Annotated in this window: 16 protein-coding genes, 2 tRNA genes and 2 rRNA genes; 11 read left to right on the top strand and 9 right to left on the bottom strand. The window is 60.8% G+C overall.

Annotated elements, in window-relative coordinates; all coding sequences use genetic code 11:
- The 6 genes from NJ69_RS22140 to NJ69_RS22115 form a co-directional block, all read right to left on the bottom strand.
- A 23S ribosomal RNA gene (locus NJ69_RS22140) occupies positions 1-2,398 on the bottom strand.
- A gap of 254 nt (positions 2,399-2,652) precedes the next feature.
- Positions 2,653-2,728: transfer RNA gene (locus NJ69_RS22135), tRNA-Ala, on the bottom strand.
- Positions 2,729-2,765: 37 nt separating this feature from the next.
- Positions 2,766-2,842: transfer RNA gene (locus NJ69_RS22130), tRNA-Ile, on the bottom strand.
- 86 nt (positions 2,843-2,928) lie between these two features.
- Positions 2,929-4,465: ribosomal RNA gene (locus NJ69_RS22125) — 16S ribosomal RNA — on the bottom strand.
- Together the 16S and 23S rRNA genes with 2 tRNA genes alongside form the textbook arrangement of a ribosomal RNA operon.
- Before the next feature lie 559 nt (positions 4,466-5,024).
- Entirely contained in the window at positions 5,025-6,518 is a 1,494-nt protein-coding gene (locus tag NJ69_RS22120) for a CoA-acylating methylmalonate-semialdehyde dehydrogenase (protein WP_039583035.1), read from the bottom strand.
- Positions 6,519-6,583: 65 nt separating this feature from the next.
- Positions 6,584-7,930: an aspartate aminotransferase family protein gene (locus NJ69_RS22115; protein WP_029612533.1), complete on the bottom strand. Its 1,347-nt coding sequence runs from the start codon at positions 7,928-7,930 to the stop codon at positions 6,584-6,586.
- Between the two features lie 118 nt (positions 7,931-8,048).
- Here NJ69_RS22115 and NJ69_RS22110 point away from each other — a divergent pair, with 118 nt between their 5' ends.
- From NJ69_RS22110 to NJ69_RS22085, 6 genes are all read left to right on the top strand, one after another.
- On the top strand, positions 8,049-8,966 hold the full coding sequence (locus NJ69_RS22110; protein ID WP_039583033.1) for a LysR family transcriptional regulator: 918 nt from the start codon (positions 8,049-8,051) through the stop codon (positions 8,964-8,966).
- Positions 8,967-9,038: 72 nt separating this feature from the next.
- Positions 9,039-9,704, top strand: coding sequence for a TetR/AcrR family transcriptional regulator (locus NJ69_RS22105; protein ID WP_039583032.1), 666 nt, complete (start codon positions 9,039-9,041; stop codon positions 9,702-9,704).
- A 10-nt stretch (positions 9,705-9,714) separates the two neighbouring features.
- On the top strand, positions 9,715-10,299 hold the full coding sequence (locus tag NJ69_RS22100; protein WP_039583030.1) for an IMPACT family protein: 585 nt from the start codon (positions 9,715-9,717) through the stop codon (positions 10,297-10,299).
- Between the two features lie 365 nt (positions 10,300-10,664).
- On the top strand, positions 10,665-11,351 hold the full coding sequence (locus NJ69_RS22095; RefSeq protein WP_039583029.1) for an SDR family oxidoreductase: 687 nt from the start codon (positions 10,665-10,667) through the stop codon (positions 11,349-11,351).
- Positions 11,352-11,471: 120 nt separating this feature from the next.
- Positions 11,472-12,827, top strand: a complete 1,356-nt coding sequence (locus NJ69_RS22090; protein WP_039583028.1) for an 8-oxoguanine deaminase — start codon at positions 11,472-11,474, stop codon at positions 12,825-12,827.
- Between the two features lie 95 nt (positions 12,828-12,922).
- Positions 12,923-13,870, top strand: coding sequence for an adenosine deaminase (locus NJ69_RS22085; RefSeq protein ID WP_039583026.1), 948 nt, complete (start codon positions 12,923-12,925; stop codon positions 13,868-13,870).
- A 23-nt stretch (positions 13,871-13,893) separates the two neighbouring features.
- Here the strand turns inward: NJ69_RS22085 and NJ69_RS22080 are convergent, their stop codons facing one another.
- Entirely contained in the window at positions 13,894-14,607 is a 714-nt protein-coding gene (locus NJ69_RS22080; RefSeq protein ID WP_039583025.1) for an ArsR/SmtB family transcription factor, read from the bottom strand.
- A 507-nt stretch (positions 14,608-15,114) separates the two neighbouring features.
- Between NJ69_RS22080 and NJ69_RS22985 the strand changes: the two genes are divergently transcribed.
- Positions 15,115-15,312 (top strand): hypothetical protein, encoded by a 198-nt coding sequence (locus NJ69_RS22985; RefSeq protein WP_080754794.1) that lies wholly within the window; start codon positions 15,115-15,117, stop codon positions 15,310-15,312.
- On the opposite strand, the gene NJ69_RS22075 is transcribed toward NJ69_RS22985, so the two are convergent.
- A complete protein-coding gene (locus NJ69_RS22075) occupies positions 15,263-16,444 on the bottom strand; it encodes a multidrug effflux MFS transporter (RefSeq protein ID WP_039583024.1) in 1,182 nt (393 codons plus the stop codon). The two genes, NJ69_RS22985 and NJ69_RS22075, sit on opposite strands and share 50 nt — an antisense overlap.
- Positions 16,445-16,667: 223 nt before the next feature.
- On the opposite strand from NJ69_RS22075, the gene NJ69_RS22070 reads away from it, so the two are divergent.
- On the top strand, positions 16,668-18,335 hold the full coding sequence (locus NJ69_RS22070) for a hypothetical protein (RefSeq protein ID WP_039583023.1): 1,668 nt from the start codon (positions 16,668-16,670) through the stop codon (positions 18,333-18,335).
- 56 nt (positions 18,336-18,391) lie between these two features.
- Here NJ69_RS22070 and NJ69_RS22065 read toward each other — a convergent pair whose 3' ends face one another.
- Complete coding sequence (locus tag NJ69_RS22065) at positions 18,392-18,589, bottom strand: heavy-metal-associated domain-containing protein (protein WP_029615189.1); 198 nt, start codon at positions 18,587-18,589, stop codon at positions 18,392-18,394.
- Between the two features lie 146 nt (positions 18,590-18,735).
- Between NJ69_RS22065 and NJ69_RS22060 the strand changes: the two genes are divergently transcribed.
- The 3 genes from NJ69_RS22060 to cueR are packed head-to-tail and all read left to right on the top strand — an operon-like array spanning position 18,736 to position 21,978.
- On the top strand, positions 18,736-19,122 hold the full coding sequence (locus NJ69_RS22060; protein ID WP_039583021.1) for a hypothetical protein: 387 nt from the start codon (positions 18,736-18,738) through the stop codon (positions 19,120-19,122).
- Positions 19,123-19,174: 52 nt separating this feature from the next.
- Positions 19,175-21,577, top strand: coding sequence for a heavy metal translocating P-type ATPase (locus tag NJ69_RS22055; RefSeq protein WP_039583018.1), 2,403 nt, complete (start codon positions 19,175-19,177; stop codon positions 21,575-21,577).
- Positions 21,574-21,978, top strand: a complete 405-nt coding sequence (gene cueR, locus NJ69_RS22050) for a Cu(I)-responsive transcriptional regulator (RefSeq protein WP_039583015.1) — start codon at positions 21,574-21,576, stop codon at positions 21,976-21,978. The genes NJ69_RS22055 and cueR overlap by 4 nt, the downstream gene beginning before the upstream one ends.
- The last annotated feature ends 172 nt before the right edge of the window (positions 21,979-22,150 follow it).

Genomic DNA, 22,150 nt, shown 5'->3' with positions numbered 1-22,150 from the left:
TCCATACAGAACCACCGGATCACTAAGACCTACTTTCGTACCTGCTCGACGTGTCTGTCTCGCAGTCAAGCGCGCTTTTGCCTTTATACTCTACGACCGATTTCCGACCGGTCTGAGCGCACCTTCGTACTCCTCCGTTACTCTTTGGGAGGAGACCGCCCCAGTCAAACTACCCACCATACACTGTCCTCGATCCGGATCACGGACCTGAGTTAGAACCTCAAGGTTGCCAGGGTGGTATTTCAAGGATGGCTCCATGAGAACTGGCGTCCCCACTTCAAAGCCTCCCACCTATCCTACACAAGCAAGCTCAAAGTCCAGTGCAAAGCTATAGTAAAGGTTCACGGGGTCTTTCCGTCTAGCCGCGGATACACTGCATCTTCACAGCGATTTCAATTTCACTGAGTCTCGGGTGGAGACAGCGCCGCCATCGTTACGCCATTCGTGCAGGTCGGAACTTACCCGACAAGGAATTTCGCTACCTTAGGACCGTTATAGTTACGGCCGCCGTTTACCGGGGCTTCGATCAAGAGCTTCGCTTGCGCTAACCCCATCAATTAACCTTCCGGCACCGGGCAGGCGTCACACCCTATACGTCCACTTTCGTGTTTGCAGAGTGCTGTGTTTTTAATAAACAGTCGCAGCGGCCTGGTATCTTCGACCGGCATGGGCTTATGGAGCAAGTCCTTCACCCTCGCCGGCGCACCTTCTCCCGAAGTTACGGTGCCATTTTGCCTAGTTCCTTCACCCGAGTTCTCTCAAGCGCCTTGGTATTCTCTACCTAACCACCTGTGTCGGTTTGGGGTACGGTTCCCAGTTATCTGAAGCTTAGGAGCTTTTCTTGGAAGCATGGCATCAACCACTTCGTCGCCTAAAGGCAACTCGTCATCAGCTCTCGGCCTTGAAATCCCGGATTTGCCTAAGATTTCAGCCTACCACCTTAAACCTGGACAACCAACGCCAGGCTGGCCTAGCCTTCTCCGTCCCTCCATCGCAATAACTGCAAGTACAGGAATATTAACCTGTTTTCCATCGACTACGCTTTCAGCCTCGCCTTAGGGACCGACTAACCCTGCGTCGATTAACGTTGCGCAGGAAACCTTGGTCTTTCGGCGTGCGAGTTTTTCACTCGCATTGTCGTTACTCATGTCAGCATTCGCACTTCTGATACCTCCAGCAAGCTTCTCAACTCACCTTCACAGGCTTACAGAACGCTCCTCTACCGCATCACCAAAGGTGATACCCGTAGCTTCGGTGCATGGTTTGAGCCCCGTTACATCTTCCGCGCAGGCCGACTCGACTAGTGAGCTATTACGCTTTCTTTAAAGGATGGCTGCTTCTAAGCCAACCTCCTAGCTGTCTAAGCCTTCCCACATCGTTTCCCACTTAACCATGACTTTGGGACCTTAGCTGACGGTCTGGGTTGTTTCCCTTTTCACGACGGACGTTAGCACCCGCCGTGTGTCTCCCATGCTCGGCACTTGCTGGTATTCGGAGTTTGCATCGGTTTGGTAAGTCGGGATGACCCCCTAGCCGAAACAGTGCTCTACCCCCAGCAGTGATACATGAGGCGCTACCTAAATAGCTTTCGAGGAGAACCAGCTATCTCCGAGCTTGATTAGCCTTTCACTCCGATCCACAGGTCATCCGCTAACTTTTCAACGGTAGTCGGTTCGGTCCTCCAGTCAGTGTTACCTAACCTTCAACCTGCCCATGGATAGATCGCCCGGTTTCGGGTCTATACCCAGCGACTAAGCGCCCTATTAAGACTCGCTTTCGCTACGCCTCCCCTATTCGGTTAAGCTCGCCACTGAATATAAGTCGCTGACCCATTATACAAAAGGTACGCAGTCACCTAACAAAGTAGGCTCCCACTGCTTGTACGCATACGGTTTCAGGTTCTATTTCACTCCCCTCTCCGGGGTTCTTTTCGCCTTTCCCTCACGGTACTGGTTCACTATCGGTCAGTCAGTAGTATTTAGCCTTGGAGGATGGTCCCCCCATGTTCAGACAAAGTTTCTCGTGCTCCGTCCTACTCGATTTCATTGAAAAGAGACTTTCGTGTACGGGGCTATCACCCACTATGGCCGCACTTTCCAGAGCGTTCCACTAATCTCAAATCAACTTAAGGGCTGGTCCCCGTTCGCTCGCCACTACTAAGGGAATCTCGGTTGATTTCTATTCCTCAGGGTACTTAGATGTTTCAGTTCCCCTGGTTCGCCTCTTGCACCTATGGATTCAGTACAAGATACCTAGGTTATCCTAGGTGGGTTCCCCCATTCAGAGATCTCTGGATCACAGTCTGTTTGCCGACTCCCCAAAGCTTATCGCAGGCTACCACGTCTTTCATCGCCTCTGACTGCCAAGGCATCCACCGTATGCGCTTCTTCACTTGACCATATAACCCCAAGCAATCTGGTTATACTGTGAAGACGACATTCGCCGAAAATTCGCACGTCGCTCTTTCGAGCAGAACTCACAAATTTTACCTCAGCCTGATTTCCAGCAGTGAAACTGGTCATCAGTCTGTATCTATCACATATCCGAATTTTTAAAGAACGATCTGGCAAAAGCCAGAAATCAACATTCCAACGCGGCGTCAACACGACGCGCGAATGCTCATTTCTGAGTTCTAACAGTGCTGTACAAAGGTGGTGGAGCCAAGCGGGATCGAACCGCTGACCTCCTGCGTGCAAGGCAGGCGCTCTCCCAGCTGAGCTATGGCCCCGTGTATCTGCTACATCTCGTAGGCCGCACCAAGTAATTGGTAGGTCTGGGCAGATTTGAACTGCCGACCTCACCCTTATCAGGGGTGCGCTCTAACCAACTGAGCTACAGACCTATAACAGGGTCGCGTTACAGCATCGTCTTTTCACAATGAATCAAGCAATTCGTGTGGGAGCTCATCAGCAGGCTGATGTCTTCGATTAAGGAGGTGATCCAGCCGCAGGTTCCCCTACGGCTACCTTGTTACGACTTCACCCCAGTCATGAATCACACCGTGGTAACCGTCCCCCCGAAGGTTAGACTAGCTACTTCTGGTGCAACCCACTCCCATGGTGTGACGGGCGGTGTGTACAAGGCCCGGGAACGTATTCACCGCGACATTCTGATTCGCGATTACTAGCGATTCCGACTTCACGCAGTCGAGTTGCAGACTGCGATCCGGACTACGATCGGTTTTGTGAGATTAGCTCCACCTCGCGGCTTGGCAACCCTCTGTACCGACCATTGTAGCACGTGTGTAGCCCAGGCCGTAAGGGCCATGATGACTTGACGTCATCCCCACCTTCCTCCGGTTTGTCACCGGCAGTCTCCTTAGAGTGCCCACCATAACGTGCTGGTAACTAAGGACAAGGGTTGCGCTCGTTACGGGACTTAACCCAACATCTCACGACACGAGCTGACGACAGCCATGCAGCACCTGTGTCAGAGTTCCCGAAGGCACCAATCCATCTCTGGAAAGTTCTCTGCATGTCAAGGCCTGGTAAGGTTCTTCGCGTTGCTTCGAATTAAACCACATGCTCCACCGCTTGTGCGGGCCCCCGTCAATTCATTTGAGTTTTAACCTTGCGGCCGTACTCCCCAGGCGGTCAACTTAATGCGTTAGCTGCGCCACTAAAATCTCAAGGATTCCAACGGCTAGTTGACATCGTTTACGGCGTGGACTACCAGGGTATCTAATCCTGTTTGCTCCCCACGCTTTCGCACCTCAGTGTCAGTATCAGTCCAGGTGGTCGCCTTCGCCACTGGTGTTCCTTCCTATATCTACGCATTTCACCGCTACACAGGAAATTCCACCACCCTCTACCGTACTCTAGCTTGCCAGTTTTGGATGCAGTTCCCAGGTTGAGCCCGGGGCTTTCACATCCAACTTAACAAACCACCTACGCGCGCTTTACGCCCAGTAATTCCGATTAACGCTTGCACCCTCTGTATTACCGCGGCTGCTGGCACAGAGTTAGCCGGTGCTTATTCTGTCGGTAACGTCAAAATTGCAGAGTATTAATCTACAACCCTTCCTCCCAACTTAAAGTGCTTTACAATCCGAAGACCTTCTTCACACACGCGGCATGGCTGGATCAGGCTTTCGCCCATTGTCCAATATTCCCCACTGCTGCCTCCCGTAGGAGTCTGGACCGTGTCTCAGTTCCAGTGTGACTGATCATCCTCTCAGACCAGTTACGGATCGTCGCCTTGGTGAGCCATTACCTCACCAACTAGCTAATCCGACCTAGGCTCATCTGATAGCGCAAGGCCCGAAGGTCCCCTGCTTTCTCCCGTAGGACGTATGCGGTATTAGCGTTCCTTTCGAAACGTTGTCCCCCACTACCAGGCAGATTCCTAGGCATTACTCACCCGTCCGCCGCTGAATCGAGAAGCAAGCTCCTCTCATCCGCTCGACTTGCATGTGTTAGGCCTGCCGCCAGCGTTCAATCTGAGCCATGATCAAACTCTTCAGTTCAATACTGCTTGGGTTTTTAAGAAACCCTAAACTTGGCTCAGCAATCTCAAATGACTATGTGATTTCTCGCATGGCCACTTGTGATGCTGATAATCTAGGCGACGATCAGTCCATACTCACAAGCACCCACACGAATTGCTTGATTCGATTTGTTAAAGAGCGTTTGGCTAAGAGCGTTTCGTCTCAACCGAGGCCGCGCATTCTACAGCAGCCTTACTTCGTGTCAAGCCTTTATTTTGAAGTTCTTTCCGAGAAACTCGTTTAGCTTCAAACACTTGACTCACTGCGATCGCTCGTAGCGGGAGGCGAATCATACAGCACCAAACGATGCTGTCAACTGCCTTTTTCACCGCTTTCAACCCGAGGATCGAAGCCCTTCGCACCACACCGAACTCGCTTAACTCGTTGATTATCAAGGAGTTTCGCGTTCCGTTTGCTGCGGAAGTGGGGCGCATTATAAGGGGATCTGAACAGCGGTCAAGGCTTAATTTCAAATAAATTCAAATAGTTGAAACAAAGCGGGGCGGCCTGTCGGCCGCCCCGCTATTCACCTGCAGTATTACAAGCTCGGAAACGCGAACTGCGAAGCCTCGTGGCTCTTGCGTTGTGGCCAACGCTGGGTGATGGCCTTACGACGGGTGTAGAAGCGCACGCCATCCGGCCCATAGGCATGCAAGTCACCGAACAGCGAGCGCTTCCAGCCGCCGAAACTGTGATAGCTCACCGGCACCGGCAGCGGCACGTTGACCCCGACCATCCCCACCTCGATCTCGTCGCAGAACAAGCGCGCCGCCTCACCGTCCCGGGTGAAGATGCAGGTGCCATTACCGTACTCATGCTCATTGATCAGTTGCATGGCTTCTTCCAGGCTGCTCACCCGCACCACGCACAGCACCGGCCCGAAGATCTCTTCCTTATAGATACGCATCTCGGGCGTGACGTGATCGAACAACGTACCGCCAACGAAGTAACCATCCTCGTTGCCAGACACCCGCAAGCCGCGACCGTCCACCACCAGCTTGGCGCCAGCCGCCAAGCCATCGTCGATGTAGCCCACGACCTTGTCGCGAGCCGCTGCGGTGACCAACGGCCCCATGTCCAGGCCACAGGAGGTACCGGCACCGATCTTCAGCGCCTTGATCTGCGGTTCGAGCTTGGCGACCAGTGCATCGGCGACCTGGTCACCCACGCACACGGCCACCGAAATCGCCATGCAGCGCTCGCCGCACGAACCATAGGCCGCGCCCATCAAGGCACTGACGGCGTTGTCCAGTTCGGCATCGGGCATCAGCACCGCGTGGTTCTTCGCCCCGCCCAAGGCTTGCACACGCTTGCCGCGCTTGGTGCCTTCGGCATAGATGTACTCGGCGATCGGCGTCGAGCCCACGAAGCTCAGGGCCTTGACCTCTGGCGCCTCGATCAGCGCGTCCACCGCTTCCTTGTCACCGTGCACCACATTGAGAATGCCTTTGGGCAGCCCGGCTTCCTGCAGCAATTGCGCGATGTACAGCGTCGAGCTGGGGTCACGCTCCGACGGCTTGAGGATGAAGGCGTTGCCGCAGACGATGGCCAGCGGATACATCCACAGCGGCACCATAGCCGGGAAGTTGAACGGTGTGATGCCCGCCACGATGCCCAACGGCTGGAAGTCAGACCATGCGTCGATGTTCGGGCCGACGTTACGGCTGTACTCGCCCTTGAGCAGCTCCGGCGCTGCACAGGCGAACTCGACGTTCTCGATACCGCGCTTGAGTTCGCCGGCCGCATCTTCCAGGGTCTTGCCGTGCTCTTCACTGATCATCTGCGAGATGCGGGCTTCGTTCTGCTCCAGCAATTGCTTGAAACGGAACATGACCTGGGCACGCTTGGCCGGCGGCGTGTTGCGCCAGGCCGGAAACGCGGCCTTGGCCGCGTCGATGGCATCCTGGATGGTCGCGCGACTGGCCAATTCGACCTTGCGCGTGGCCTGCCCTGTGGAGGGGTTGAAGACGTCGGCGGTACGGCCGCCTTTGGAAACCAGCTCACCGTTGATCAGGTGCTGAACGATGCTCATGCGAGACTCCAGATAAAGAAGGGAAAGACAGGCGCCCGAAGCGCCTGTCCTCAAAGTCGGAAAGATCAGTCGATCTGATTCAGCGTTTCGCCTACCGCATCGAACAGACGGTCCAGTTCGTGCGGCTGAGTATTGAAGGTCGGCCCGAACTGCAAGGTGTCGCCGCCGAAGCGCACATAGAACCCAGCCTTCCACAGCTTCATGGCAGTCTCGTAGGGACGCACGATCGCATCGCCGTCGCGGGCAGCGATCTGAATCGCGCCAGCCAGGCCATAGTTGCGGATGTCCACCACGTTCTTGCTGCCTTTGAGCCCATGCAGCAACTGCTCGAAGTGCGGGGCGAGCTCGGCCGAAGCCTGCACCAGGTTTTCCTTCTGCAGCAGGTCCAGCGCCGCGATACCGGCCGCGCAAGCTACCGGGTGAGCGGAGTAGGTATAGCCGTGGGGGAATTCCACCGCATATTCCGGGGTCGGCTGATTCATGAAGGTCTGGTAGATCTCACTGCTGGCGACCACGGCGCCCATTGGAATCGCGCCGTTGGTGACCTGTTTGGCAATGCACATCAGGTCCGGGGTCACGCCAAACGCTTCAGCGCCTGTCATCGCCCCCATACGACCAAAGCCGGTGATCACTTCGTCGAAGATCAGCAGGATGTTGTGCTGGGTGCAGATTTCACGCAGACGCTTCAGATAACCCTTCGGCGGCGGCAGCACACCGGCAGAGCCTGCCAGCGGCTCGACGATCACGGCAGCGATGTTCGAGGCATCGTGCAGCTCGATCAGTTTGAGCATCTCGTCGGCCAGGGCAATACCACCCTCTTCCGGCAGTCCTCGGGAGAAGGCATTGACCGGCAACACGGTGTGAGGCAAATGATCGACATCCAGCAACTGGCCGAACATCTTGCGGTTGCCGTTGACCCCGCCCAGGCTGGTACCGGCGATGTTGACGCCGTGATAACCGCGGGCACGGCCGATGATCTTGGTCTTGCTGGCCTGGCCCTTCAGGCGCCAGTAGGCACGCACCATCTTCAGCGCCGTATCGGCACATTCGGAGCCGGAGTTGGTATAGAAGGTGTGGTTCAGATCGCCTGGCGTCAGCTCGGCGATCTTTTCCGCCAACTGGAACGACAGCGGATGACCGAACTGGAAGGCTGGTGAGTAGTCGAGCACGCTCATCTGGCGCGACACGGCGTCAGCGATTTCCTTGCGCGTGTGCCCTGCGCCACAGGTCCACAGGCCCGAAAGTGCGTCGAAGATGCGCCGTCCCTTGTCGTCGACCAGATGATTGCCGTCAGCCGCGACGATCAGGCGCGGATCGCGATGGAAATTACGGTTGGCGGTGTAGGGCATCCAGTGGGCGTCCAGCTTGAGCTGGCTGGCCAGACCGGTGGGCGCGGCTTCAGGCATGTTCATCGGCGGTTCCTCGGCAAACGAATAGGCAACGATGGGTGTTGTTGCCGCTACGTTGGCATGAGGATAAAGTCGGAAAAAGCCAACATTTCTAACCTTCAGTCAGACCCGGACTAAACAGATGAGCCGACGCCCCGATCCCCTCGCCCAAGTCAGCGACTTCGACATTCGCCTGCTGAAGATTTACCGCAGCGTGGTCGAGTGCGGCGGCTTCTCGGCCGCCGAAAACGTATTGGGCATCGGTCGCTCGGCAATCAGCCAGCAAATGAACGACCTCGAGCAGCGCCTGGGCCTGCGCCTGTGCCAGCGCGGACGTGCCGGGTTTTCGCTGACCGAGGAAGGCCGCGAGGTGTATCACTCGGCGCTGCAACTGCTCAGTGCACTGGAAACATTCCGCACCGAAGTCAACGGCCTGCACCAGCACCTGCGTGGCGAGCTCAACATCGGTCTTACCGACAACCTGGTCACCCTCCCGCACATGCGCATCACCCATGCCTTGGCCGAACTCAAGGATCGCGGTCCTGACGTGCGCATCCAGATCCGCATGATCGCGCCGAGCCAGGTGGAGCAAGGCGTATTGGACGGCAGCCTGCACGTCGGCGTGGTACCGCAGACCAGCCCGTTGTCCGGCCTGGAATATCAGCCGCTCTACAGCGAGCGCTCGCTGCTCTACTGCGCAGTGGGCCACCCCCTGTTCTATGCCGACGATCAGCAGATCGACGATCCACGGCTCAATGCCCAGGAGGCCATCGCGCCGACGTTCCGTCTGCCGGCCGACATCCAGGCGCACTACCAAGCGCTGAACTGCACCGCCAGCGCCTCGGATCGCGAAGGCATGGCCTTTCTCATCCTGACCGGACGCTACATTGGCTACCTGCCCGATCACTACGCCACATTCTGGGTGCAGCAGGGGCGCTTGCGTGCGCTCAAGCCCACTGAGCGCTTCTACGACCTGAGCTTGAGTTGGGTCACCCGCAAGGGACGTCGACCCAACCTGGTATTGGAGAGTTTTCTCGAAAGCCTGGCGACAACGCGCTAACCCTTGTCACTTCTGCACAGGCAGGTAATCTGTCCGACAGCCGTTGCCCACAGAACCTGTACGGAATCGTCCATGACACTCGAAGTCCCTGCGCACCGCCTCTCCGCCTCGGGCAAACCCGCCGGCCGCATTCGCCAGAAGAACGAACAGGCTATCATCCAGGCGGCCGAAGACGAGTTCGCCCGCCATGGTTTCAAGGGCACCAGCATGAACACCATCGCGCTGAAGGCCAACCTGCCCAAAGCCAACCTGCACTACTACTTCACTAACAAGCTCGGCCTGTACATCGCGGTGCTGAGCAATATCATCGAATTATGGGACAGCACCTTCAACGCTTTGAGCGTCGAGGACGATCCGGCCCAGGCGCTGGACCAGTACATCCGCACCAAGATGGAGTATTCGCGGCGCAATCCCCAGGCCTCGCGGATCTTCGCCATGGAAGTGATCAGCGGCGGACAATGCCTGACCGATTACTTCAGTGCCGACTACCGCGAATGGTTCCGCGGCCGCGCTGCCGTGTTCCAGGCCTGGATCGAGGCCGGCAAGATGGATCCGGTCGATCCGGTACACCTGATTTTCCTGCTCTGGAGCAGCACCCAGCACTATGCCGACTTCGCCACCCAGATCTGCCAGGTCACCGGGCGCAGCCGCCTGACCAAGCAGGACATGGAAGACGCCAGTAACAATCTTATCCACATCATTCTCAAAGGCTGCGGCATCACCACCGCGGCCGCCTGATCGCCAACTTATGCCTTCAACTCTGCTCGACGTCTGCGAATTACGCGAAGACATCCGCAAAAGCCGCTTCGTCACCCTCGCCGGCCCGATCACCAGCGTGGCCGAGGCCATGACCTTCATCGAGCGTCACAGCGACCCTACCGCGACGCATAACTGCTGGGCCTGGAAACTCGGCCCGCAGTACCGCAGCAGCGACGATGGCGAACCGGGCGGCACCGCTGGCCGACCCATCCTCGCCGCGATCGAGGCACAGGACTGCGATCAGGTCGTGGTGCTGGTGATCCGCTGGTACGGCGGCATTCAGCTCGGCACCGGTGGCCTGGCGCGTGCCTACGGCGGCGGCGCCAACAAGTGCCTGCAGCAGGCGCCGAAACGCGAACTGGTGCAGCGCAGCCAATTCAACTGCAGTTGCACGTTCAGCGAGCTGGCCCTGCTCAAACTGCGCCTGGGTGAGGTCGAGGGTCTGGTGCTGGACGAACAATTCACCGCCAATGGCGTCGATCTGCGCGTGGCGTTGGGCGAGGCGCACCTCAGCACCCTGGCTCAACAGTTGGCAGACCTGAGCCGGGGCCGAATCCGCCTTGAGCGCTGCTGAAAGCTGCCCACAAATACTGTTGGCCTGCCTGTGGATAAGCTTGGGGTATTTCACTGCAGACCTAGTCCTGCAATGGCCGCAGCCAACTGTACATATTTTGATCACGATTTGATGACAGTCGCAAACCACTGAACCCTCTGTATTTATCCACAAACCGACCCATCGACCGAGCCGTTCAATACCACACTGCTTTCACACAATAACTGTGGAGCAGCCTGTGGATAAGCGGTGCGCGAATAGCCTGCACCCCTTTGAGCACAAGGCATGCGCAACTTCGATCATTTTTTGATCACTTGCCGTTGCTGCCCTGCGAGTGCTGGCCTGGGGTATCCTGCGCCCTTCGTTCAAACGATCTTGGAGCTCCTATGTCCACCAGCAAACATGCCCTCATCATCGGTGCGTCTCGCGGGCTGGGTCTTGGCCTGGTACAACGTCTGCGCGAAGACGGCTGGAATGTCACCGCCACCGTGCGTGACGCGCACAAACCCGGCGCTCTGGCCGACGTTGCGGGGGTGCGCATCGAGTCCCTGGAAATGAATGACACCACCCTGCTCGACGGCCTCACGCAGCGGCTGCAGGGCGAAACGTTCGACCTGGTGTTCATCAACGCCGGCGTCATGGGCCCTCTGCCCCAGGATCTGGAAGCCGTTCAGAACGAAGACATTGGCGCCTTGTTCATGACCAATGCCGTCGCACCGATCCGCGTGGCCCGTCGCCTGGTCGGGCACATTCGGCAAAACACCGGCGTGCTGGCCTTCATGAGCTCAGGTCTGGGCAGCGTGACCAGCCCGGACGGTAATGAAATCTGCCTGTACAAGGCGAGCAAGGCCGCCTTGAACTCGATGATCAACAGCTTCGTGGTGGAGCTGCAGCGCTCCGACTTGAGCGTGGTGGCCATGCATCCGGGTTGGGTGAAGACCGACATGGGCGGCGAGAACGCCGAAATAGACGTGTTCACCAGTACGCGCGGCATGCTCGACCAGATCAACGCACAGAGCGGCCACGGCGGCCTGCACTTCATCAACTACAAAGGCGACAGCCTGACCTGGTGAATTGAACGGCGCCGGGCGAGGCAGTAGACTCGATGCCTCGCCTTGCGGCGGACCTGGATCAGCAGACAGGACAACACTGAGCTGGCTAACCCTGAACCCATTTTCAGAGGAGCCGGCGCCATGCCTGCCACCCGTACCTGGTTGAAATCTCCCCTCGCCATCTTTACTGCCAACCACGCCGATGCCCGTGGCGGTCTGGTCATCGAAAGCGGTCGCATCAGCCAACTGCTGGCCTTGGGCGAACAGCCCGAACAACCCTGCGAGCAGGTCTTCGATGCCCGCCAACACGTGGTGCTGCCAGGCCTGATCAATACCCACCATCACTTCTACCAGACCCTCACCCGGGCCTGGGCGCCGGTGGTCAATCAGCCGTTGTTTCCCTGGTTGCAAACCCTCTATCCGGTCTGGGCACGCCTGACCCCAGCCAGCCTGGCATTGGCCAGCGAAGTCGCCTTGGCCGAACTGCTGCTCTCAGGCTGCACCACCGCTGCCGATCACCACTACCTGTTCCCCGACGGACTGGAGCACGCCATCGACATTCAGGTCGAGGTGGTACGCAAACTGGGCATGCGCGCCATGCTTACCCGCGGCTCGATGAGCCTGGGTCAGGCTGACGGCGGCCTGCCACCGCAGCAAACCGTACAGCAAGGCGAAACCATCCTGGCCGACAGCCAGCGACTTATCCACCGCTACCACGAGCGAGGTGACGGGGCGCGCATCCAGGTCGCCCTGGCGCCGTGTTCACCGTTTTCCGTCACCCCGCAGATCATGCGCGCCAGCGCGGCCCTGGCCGAAGAACTGGACGTGCGCCTGCATACCCACCTGGCCGAAACCCTCGACGAGGAACACTTCTGCCTGCAACGCTTCGGGCTGCGCACAGTGGACTATCTGGACAGCGTCGGTTGGCTTGGCCCACGCACCTGGCTGGCCCACGGCATCCATTTCAACCCGGAGGAAATCGCCCGACTCGCAGACGCCGGTACCGGCGTATGCCATTGCCCGAGCTCGAACATGCGCTTGGCCTCGGGCATTTGCCCGACGGCGGACTTGGAGGCCGCTGGCGCGATCGTGGGCCTGGGCGTGGACGGCTCGGCCTCCAACGATGCCTCCAACATGCTCCTCGAAGCGCGCCAGGCCCTGTATCTGCAGCGCCTGCGCTACGGCGCCGAACAGATCACCCCGCAGCGGGCGCTGAACTGGGCCGCCCGGGGCTCGGCACAATTGCTGGGCAGGGATGACATCGGTGAACTGGCCGTCGGCAAGCAGGCCGACCTGGCACTGTTCAAACTCGACGAGCTGCGTTTCTCCGGCAGCCATGACCCGCTCTCGGCCTTGCTGCTGTGCGCGGCAGACCGAGCGGACCGGGTGATGGTGGCCGGGCAATGGCGGGTGATCGATGGCCAGATCGAAGGACTGGATGTGCAGAAGCTGATCGCCGACCACCGCCAGGCCGCCGCCGCCTTGATCAACGGCTGAGCCTGGCCGGGGGTTGCCAGTCAGCCCCCGGCCTGTCGCCGCGCGTCCAGGCCTGTAGAATGTCGGCCAACCGTGACTGATTCGAGAGTTTTCCCATGTACAACTGGCTCAACGCCTTGCCCAAGGCCGAACTGCACATGCACCTGGAGGGTTCGCTGGAGCCCGAGTTGCTGTTCGCATTGGCTGCCCGCAACAAGATCGCGCTGCCGTGGACGGATGTGGAGGCGCTGCGCAGTGCCTACGCCTTCAACAACCTGCAAGAGTTCCTCGACCTCTATTACCAAGGTGCGGACGTACTGCGTACCGAGCAGGATTTCTATGACCTGACCTGGGCCTACCTGCAACGCTGCAAGGCGCAGAATGTGATCCACACCGAGCCGTTCTTCGACCCTCAGACCCATACCGACCGGGGCATTCCCTTCGAGGTGGTGCTCGGTGGCATCGGCCAGGCCCTCAAGGACGGCCGCGAGCAGTTGGGCGTCAGTAGCGGCCTGATCCTCAGCTTCCTGCGCCACTTGAGCGAAGACGAGGCGCACAAGACACTCGACCAGGCACTGCCCTTCCGTGACGCATTCATCGCCGTCGGCCTGGACAGCTCGGAAAAAGGCCATCCTCCCAGCAAATTCCAGCGCGTATTCGACCGCGCCCGCAGCGAAGGCTTCGTGGCCGTGGCCCACGCCGGTGAAGAAGGCCCTCCCGAGTACATCTGGGAAGCCCTCGACCTGCTCAAGATCAAGCGCATCGACCATGGCGTGCGCGCCATCGAGGACGAGCGCCTGATGCAGCGCATCATCGACGAGCAGATCCCACTGACCGTCTGCCCGCTGTCCAATACCAAGCTGTGCGTGTTCGAGCACATGGGCCAGCACAACATCCTCGACATGCTCGAGCGCGGCGTGAAGGTCACCGTCAACTCGGACGACCCTGCCTACTTCGGGGGTTACGTCACCGAAAACTTCATGGCGCTGCACGAGCATCTAGGCATGACTCAGGATCAGGCACAGCGTCTGGCGCAGAACAGTCTGGCCGCTCGTCTGGTCTGATTCGAACCTGGCCGCCTTGCACTTCAACCCACCTGCAAGGCGGGAACGTTAGCGATGCGATTGATTTCCTGCACACCGAGTGTCGAGAGCTTCAGGGTTCGGGTGCCCTCCTGTTCACGTATCCACCCCGACTGCAGGAACAGACTGAGCAGCGCCTGGCCGAGCGCACCGCCCAAATGGGCGCTGCTGTCGCTCCATTCGCTGCAATGGCAGATTTCGCATCTGCCGCGTTGGCGCGGTGCCAGCGCATCGATGTAGACGCCGATCTGCGCCAGTTGCACACGTCCCTCAGCGCTGACGCTGGCCTGCAATTGACTGCCTTCCAACCACCCCGCACACGCCATGCGCCGGTACAGGTCAGCCGCCAGCTCGCCGCCCAGGTGATCACCGCACCGACGCGCCCGGCGCAGTGACACCGGCACCTGCAGCGGCTTGATCGAGGCCAGGTTCTCCGCGCGACTGCCCAGTTGCACGCTGGCCAAAGCCTCGACCGCCGCCACCACCTCAGGCGTCGCCAGGCGGAAATAGCGCTTGCGCCCGCGCGCTTCCAGCCGCAACAGACCGGCAGACGACAATAGAGACAGGTGGGCACAAGCCGAGGAAGGTGTCACGCCTATCATCGAAGCCAACTCGTCTGCATGCCGGGCCGAGCCATCGATGAGGGCCCAGAGCATCGCACTGCGTTTGGGCTCGGCCATCAGGCCGGCGATCTGGCTGATACTGCTGACTGCTTTCATGCTCCATCCACTCCCTGCAAAGTCATGTTTCTTGTCCGATGGCCATCCATGGCACCCAGCATCGCCCGCAGTGGCGGCACATGGGACCGGTGAGTTCAGACGCAACGTTCGACACTGCAGTCTGAGAGGGAAATCGCTCTGTCTGCATTGCCTGCGCGGGCAAGTATAAGCCGCCAGAACCCCTGCACTAGAGGGAGCTGGTGGCTATAGGGAAGCCCGGCGAACGAGGGTGGCAGTACCCTCTGCAAGGTAGGAAAAATAGAAAGAAGGTCGGGATTCGGGGCATTCGCTCTGCGTTCAAGGACACGGGCCTTCCCGGCCGCGCATCGGTTCGTAGACCAGGAACAATGCCGACAGTCGGATTCCATAAGTAGTGCATGCAAATGCGAAGGTTCATCGAGCTGCCAGACCATGACCATCGGTCAGCAGTCGCGTGCCGCGCCTGGCGGCGCACCTCAGTCGGACTAAACTCATGTCCCGCCGTCACATCCACACGAGGACGCCGCCATGAAGATTGTCGTCAGTGCTTCGAATCACCATCGGACCTGCCCCTGGCAGGTTCAGCTCGATCAACAGGTGGTGGGATTTCGCAGCGAGGTGGAGGCGCGCGCCTTCGTCGCCTCGCTGCAGGCGCGTCTGAATGCACCCCACAGTCTCATGCAGGCGCCTTCGCCTGGCGGCGTCGAGTCAGCAGCGCGACGCTGACCACCAGCAGGCCGCACAGACTGATCACCAGCGACATCGGCACAGCGCTGCCGTCATGCAGCACACCCACCAGCGCCGCAGCCATTGCAGCGACACTGAATTGCAGGCAGCCCAGCAAAGCCGAGGCGCTGCCTGCCCGGGCACCCTGCCCATTCATGGCGCAGGCCGAGGCATTGGGAATGATGCAGCCCAGGCTCGCGATACACACGAACAGCGGCAGCAACAGTGGCCAGAGTGCCGCCGGATGCAGCGCCGACACCATCAGCAAAGCCAGCCCTGCCAACAGGTACACCCAGACCGCACGCACCAGCAGCCATCCCGGCGGGCGCCTGGACAGCAGGCGCGCATTGAACTGGGCGACCAGGATGAAGCCCGCCGCGTTGATGCCGAACAGCCAGCCGTAGTGCTCGGCGGGCACGCCATAAAGCTTGATGAACACGAACGGAGAACCGGCGATGTAGGCGAACATGCCGGCGATCGCGACCCCACCGGTCAGCGCATGACCGATGAACAGCGGATCGCGCGCCAGCCGCAGGTATTGGCGCAGCGCACCGGACAGCGGCTGACGCGGCACATGCGCCGGCAGGCTTTCCGGCAGTCCCAGCACCACCGCCAGCAGCGCCGCTGCGCTGAACAGGCTCAACGACAGGAAGATCGACTGCCAGCCGGCGACGTTGACCAGCGCACCGCCCAGCATGGGCGCCAGGATCGGCGCGAGGCCCATGACCAGCATGAGTTGCGAGAACACCTTGGCCGAGGCCACGGCATCGCATTTGTCACTGACGATGGCCCGCGACAGCACCATGCCCGCACAGCCACCAAGCGCCTGAACGAACCGCGCCATCACCAAGGTCTGAAGGTTGGGCGCGTAAGCGCAGGCCAGTGAAGCCAGCGTGAACAGCCCCACGCCGAACAACAGCGGCTTGCGCCGTCCGAAGCGATCCGCCGCGGGGCCATAGGCCAACTGACCGATCGACAGCCCGAGGAAGTAGACGGCCAAGGTCGTCTGGATCTGCCGCTCGTCGGTCGCGAAGGCCTGTGCCATCGCCGGAAAAGCAGGCAGGTAGAAGTCGATTGCCAAAGGCCCGAACGCACTCAAGGCGCCCAGGATCATCACCGTTCGCAGGTTCATTAAAAAATCCATAGCAGGCTAAGCAAAGCCGCTAGTCTACAGCCACCCATTCGCCATGCCAGTAAAACCTGACGATTCGCCGAGCGCCCGGCTCCTCCTGATAAAAATGCCAGGTTACACCCCATCCAGCGGGTCATAGCATCCTGATCGAAGGCGATGACTGGCACCTGCACCGTTCGATGTCATCGCGCCCCCAGACCGATCCCGCGATCAGGAGCACGGCATGAACTCATCAAATGGCAGGCCAGATATCGAAGCTGTGGCCGAACTCTACTTCACCGACCTCTACGACAGCCCGGCGAACCCACGATTAGGGATCAACTACGAGTTACTCAAACGGCCCGTGCGGCTGCACGCGTCGATGGCCACCGTGCCCAAGATCGGTGATGAAGTGATCCTGTACTGGAACGATGTGCCGGTACAGACCATCATCATTGACGGCAGCATGGTCGGTAACCCGCGCCTTCAGTTCTCGGTACCGGTCAGCCGCGTCCAACCTCCGTCGGGACGGGTCTTCTACACCTATGAGGACAAAGTCTCCGGCGAGCCGCCGGAGCGCAGCCCTGTGCGCACGATCGCAGTGAACACTCAGGTACCAGGCGGCGCTGGCCCGGATATGCAACCGCCCTACAACAGTCGCCTCACACCGTGCACCGTTACGCCGAATCCCGTCACCAACCTGGATGCCACCGTTCGAGTGCAGGTGCCGCGCTGGTTGAACAAGAAAGTCGGTGACGAACTGATCGTCTACTGGGGCGGCGTGCCGGTGAATCACCCCAAGGTAACCAACCCCTCGATTCCCGAGTCGGTGGTGATTCCCGCAGCGGTCGTGATGATGGTGGGCACCCAAGGCACCGTGCCGGTGACTTACGACATTCGCGACTTCGTTGATAACTACTCCCGCCAGGCACGCCCTACCCAGGTCCGGGTGCAATTGGCAGCACCCACTGTCAGGGCCAACGGCTCACGGGTCACGCTGATCGACCTCAGAGGCCTGAATCGACTGGATGTACTGGTGCCGGACTACGGTATGCAGGTGGGCGACTCCGTCACCCTGCTCTGGCAGGGCGCAGCCAATCGGCAGAAGACCGAGCGAGTGGTCGGCATCGGTCCGATGACTATCACGGTGGATCTGGGTTGGGCGCGGGAGAACAAGGACCGCCAGGTGAGCGTGAGCTTCGTGGTGACCCGCGGCGGCCAGACCATGACCTCATCCGTCGCGACGGTGCAGGTCAACGAATCCACCGAGCAACTGTTCCTGCCGGCGCCCACTGTGAGGGACCTGCAAAATGGCATGCTCGACTATCACTGGCTACTCGCCAATCGCGGTGGAGAAGCGACGGTGGTAGTGCCGGCCTACACCGGGATGCGCGTGGGGCATACGGTCAGGGTGAGCTGGTCGAACAACGTGGTCTGGAACACGGCGGTGCAGACGGTTCGCGCCATCGGCCCGATGGAATTCAAGATCCGCTCCATCGAAGTCATCGACACCGTCGGCCATTTCGCCAACGTGAACTACACCGTGGTCACCGAGCCCAATGGCCGGATAAACGCCTCGCAGTTCTATCGCGTTCAGGTCAAGGACTACGACGCGCCCTTCCAGTCCATGCCGCCACCGTTCATGCTCAACAGCAACACGTTGCGCATTCCCCGACCTGGCACGCGTGCGTTTCGCACGGTAGTGCGCTGGTACCACCCTGAGTCGGGCTGGCAGCAGGATTCGCCGATCCTGTACTACGGCAGCGACGGCCAGACGCACCTGGACTGGACGATTCCCGCCGCCTGGATCGCCGCCAACCGAGGACGTACGGTGTATGTCAGCTATTCGATGAGCGTGAACAACGGTCGGATCCACGTGGGGCGCTACCTGCGCTACAACGTCCCGGCCTGAGCCGTGGGGCACGGCCGCAGCAAGGCCACTGGCCACTGCGCCCGTGCCCCGCGCTGTCAGGCTAGCTGCGCCTGATACCCCTCCTCCACGATCGCCGCGACGATCCGCTCGGCAGGCGATTCGCTCTGCACCTTCACCTGACGCCCCGGCAGATCCACCTCCACCTGGGCTGCTGCGTCCACCGCCTGAATCGCCTGGGTCACCGCCTTGACGCAGTGGCCGCAGGTCATGCCTTGAACATTGAACACGTGCATGGTGCTACCTCCTGAGGATTTCGCCGCAGTCTCGACCTTGCCATGGTGGCAAGGTCAAGCGCCTCGATGACGGACCGGGGTAGCAATCCTTGCCAACCTCGGCCAAGCTGCGCTTTTGCAGATCGTCAGCCAGCAGGAGACTCTTCATGTTCAGGGCAACAGCGGGCGTTGTCGGGCTTTTGGGCACGTTGGCCATGGTGCCGCCGGCCAGCGCCGAGGACAACGCGCAGTACAGCGTACTGATCATTTCCCGGGAGCGTCTGGAAGTGGCCACCAGCTGCGAAATCGGCGTTTACCTCAACGACCAACTGTCCGGGCGCGTCTTCCAGGAACAATCGACCTCCTTCAACCTGCCGCCAGGGCCGGTGGACGTGCGCCTGCGCCTGCTGCCCGGCCAGGCGCCCGGCTGCGGCGCAGGCGTCGAGGATCAGCGCAGCACTCGACTGGTGCTGCACGCCGGTCAGATCAACAAGTACCGCATCGCCTTGGGCCAGAATGGACTGCAGCTCAAGCGAGCCGACCTGGGGTATTGACCTTCCCCGCATGGCAAGGTTGATGCTGCAGGCCTGATCAAGGAGAGAAGCCATGGCCGCAACCACCACCTTCGACCTGCCGATTGCCGGCATGACCTGTGCGAGCTGCGTCGGCCGCGTCGAACGCGCGCTGCAGAAGGTCGACGGCGCTGCACAGGTCAGCGTCAACCTGGCCACCGAACAGGCCCGCATCCAGGCCCCGGCCAGCAGCCTGCCAGCGTTGATCGACGCCGTGCGCCAAGCCGGCTACCGCGTACCGACCCACACCCTGGAACTGCAGATCGGCGGCATGACCTGCGCCAGTTGCGCGGGCCGCGTCGAACGGGCACTGGCCAAACTGCCGGGCGTCGAACAGGTCAGCGTCAACCTGGCCAGCGAACGCGCTCACCTGGAAGTACTGGCGGGTACGGCCGAGGCGGCATTGATCGCCGCCGTCGAACAGGCCGGCTACAGCGCCCGCCTGCCGCGCGATGCCCACGACGACCGACACCAGGCTCAGCGTCGCCTGCGCCGCGAGCGCCTGGCGGTACTCGCCGCCGTGCTGCTGGCCCTGCCGCTGGTGCTGCCGATGCTGGTGCAACCGTTCGGCCTGCACTGGATGCTGCCGGCCTGGGCGCAGTTCGCGCTGGCCACGCCGGTGCAGTTCATCCTCGGCGCACGCTTCTACAAGGCCGCCTGGAAAGCCGTGCGCGCAGGCGCCGGCAACATGGACCTGCTGGTCGCGTTGGGCACCAGCGCCGGCTATGGCCTGAGCCTCTATCAATGGGCGCAGGCGCCGGCTGGAATGGAGCCGCATCTGTATTTCGAGGCCTCGGCGGTGGTGATCGCCCTGGTGCTGCTGGGCAAGTACCTGGAAAGCCGCGCCAAGCGTCAGACCGCCAGCGCTATCCGCGCCCTGGAAGCCCTGCGGCCGGAGCGCGCCGTGCGAGTGATCGACGGCAGTGAAGAGGAGGTATCGATCAGTCAGTTGCGCCTGGGCGACCAGGTGCTGGTCAAGCCAGGCGAGCGCTTTCCGGTCGATGGCGAGGTGCTCGAAGGCAGCAGTCATGCCGACGAGGCGCTGATCAGCGGTGAAAGCCTGCCAGTGGCCAAAGCGCCTGGCGACAGCGTCACCGGTGGAGCGATCAACGGCGAAGGCCGCTTGCTGGTGCGCACCCAGGCGCTGGGCACGGAGACGGTACTGGCACGCATCATCCGCCTGGTCGAGGACGCCCAAGCGGCCAAGGCGCCGATCCAGAAGCTGGTGGATCGGGTCAGCCAGGTGTTCGTCCCGGCGGTACTGGTACTGGCGCTGATCACCCTGGTCGGCTGGTGGCTGGCCGGTGCGCCGCTGGAAAGCGCGCTGATCAACGCCGTCGCCGTGCTGGTGATCGCCTGCCCGTGCGCCCTGGGCCTGGCGACACCAGCGGCGATCATGGCCGGCACCGGCGTAGCCGCCCGCCACGGCATCCTGATCAAGGACGCTGAAGCCCTGGAGCGCGCCCATGCGGTGAACCGCGTGGTGTTCGACAAGACCGGCACGCTCACCTCCGGCAGCCCGCGCATCGTTCATTTGCAGGCGGCGGCAGGCGCCGACCATGACCTGCTGCGCCTGGCCGGTGCCCTGCAACGCGGCAGCGAGCATCCGCTGGCCAAGGCCGTCCTGGAAGCCGGGCGCGAGCAAGGCCTGGACATTCCCCAGGTCAGTGACAGCCAGTCGCTGACCGGACGCGGTATCCAGGGCACGGTCGAAGGCCGGGTGCTGGCGCTGGGCAACCGCCGCCTGCTCGACGAGAACGAATTGCAGCCGGACACCTTGCTAACTCAGGCAAACACCTGGGAAGCCGAGGGCCGCACGTTGTCGTGGCTGATCGAGTGCTCGCCGCAGCGCCAGGTGCTGGGCCTGTTCGCCTTCGGCGACAGCCTCAAGCCCGGTGCCGACCAGGCGATCGCCGCCTTGCATGCCCAAGGCATCAGCAGCCACCTGTTGACGGGCGACAACCGCGGCAGCGCCCGGGTGGTTGCCCAAGCCTTGGGCATCGACGATGTACACGCCGAAGTGCTGCCGGCCGACAAGGCGGCCACCGTCAACGCATTGAAGCAGCAAGGCGTGGTGGCCATGGTCGGTGACGGCATCAACGACGCGCCCGCCCTGGCCGCCGCCGACATCGGCATCGCCATGGGCAGTGGCACCGATGTGGCCATGCAGGCCGCCGGTATCACCCTGATGCGCGGCGACCCGCGCCTGGTGCCGGCGGCGCTGGAAATCAGCCACAAGACCTACGCCAAGATTCGGCAGAACCTGTTCTGGGCCTTCATCTATAACCTGGTTGGCATCCCCCTCGCCGCCTTCGGTTACCTCAACCCGGTGCTGGCCGGCGCCGCCATGGCCTTGTCCAGCGTCAGCGTGGTCAGCAACGCCCTCTGGCTCAAGACCTGGAAGCCGCGCGACATCGCCGTCAAGGAGACCCCATGAACATCGGCCAGGCCGCCCGGCGTACCGGGCTCAGCGCCAAGATGATCCGCTACTACGAGTCCATTGGCCTGCTCAAGCCAGCGCTGCGCAGCGACAGCGGCTATCGCCTCTACCAGCAGGACGACCTGCACAGCTTGAACTTCATCAAGCGCTCGCGCGACCTGGGCTTCTCCCTGGACGAGGTCGCGCGTCTGCTGGCGCTGTGGCAGGACCGCCAGCGCGCCAGCGCCGATGTGAAGGCGCTGGCGACCCAGCACATCGAGGACCTGAACCGTCGGATCGAGGAAATGGTGAGCCTGCGCGACACCCTCAGCGAGTTGGTCGCCCATTGCCATGGCGATGATCGACCCGACTGTCCGATCCTCCAGGGCCTGGCGGATGAAGGCAGTTGCTGCCACTGAATGCCCTCAAGCACGGCAATTGGGTATGCCCTATTAGCCAGGTATGACTGAAGCGGCCTCGTCTGCCGCTTTCATCCCTTAAAACTGGGAGTTTTCCTACAGACTCCTTCAGAAACACCAGCGCCCTGCCGATGCCCTTGATACCAGTTCCATGCGTCTACAAGAAAAAATC

Origin of the sequence: Pseudomonas parafulva (genome assembly GCF_000800255.1) — a bacterium.
Lineage (GTDB): Bacteria > Pseudomonadota > Gammaproteobacteria > Pseudomonadales > Pseudomonadaceae > Aquipseudomonas > Aquipseudomonas boreofloridensis.
The sequence above is the reverse complement of the archived record's forward strand: the minus strand, read 5'-3'. Positions and strand labels throughout refer to the sequence as shown.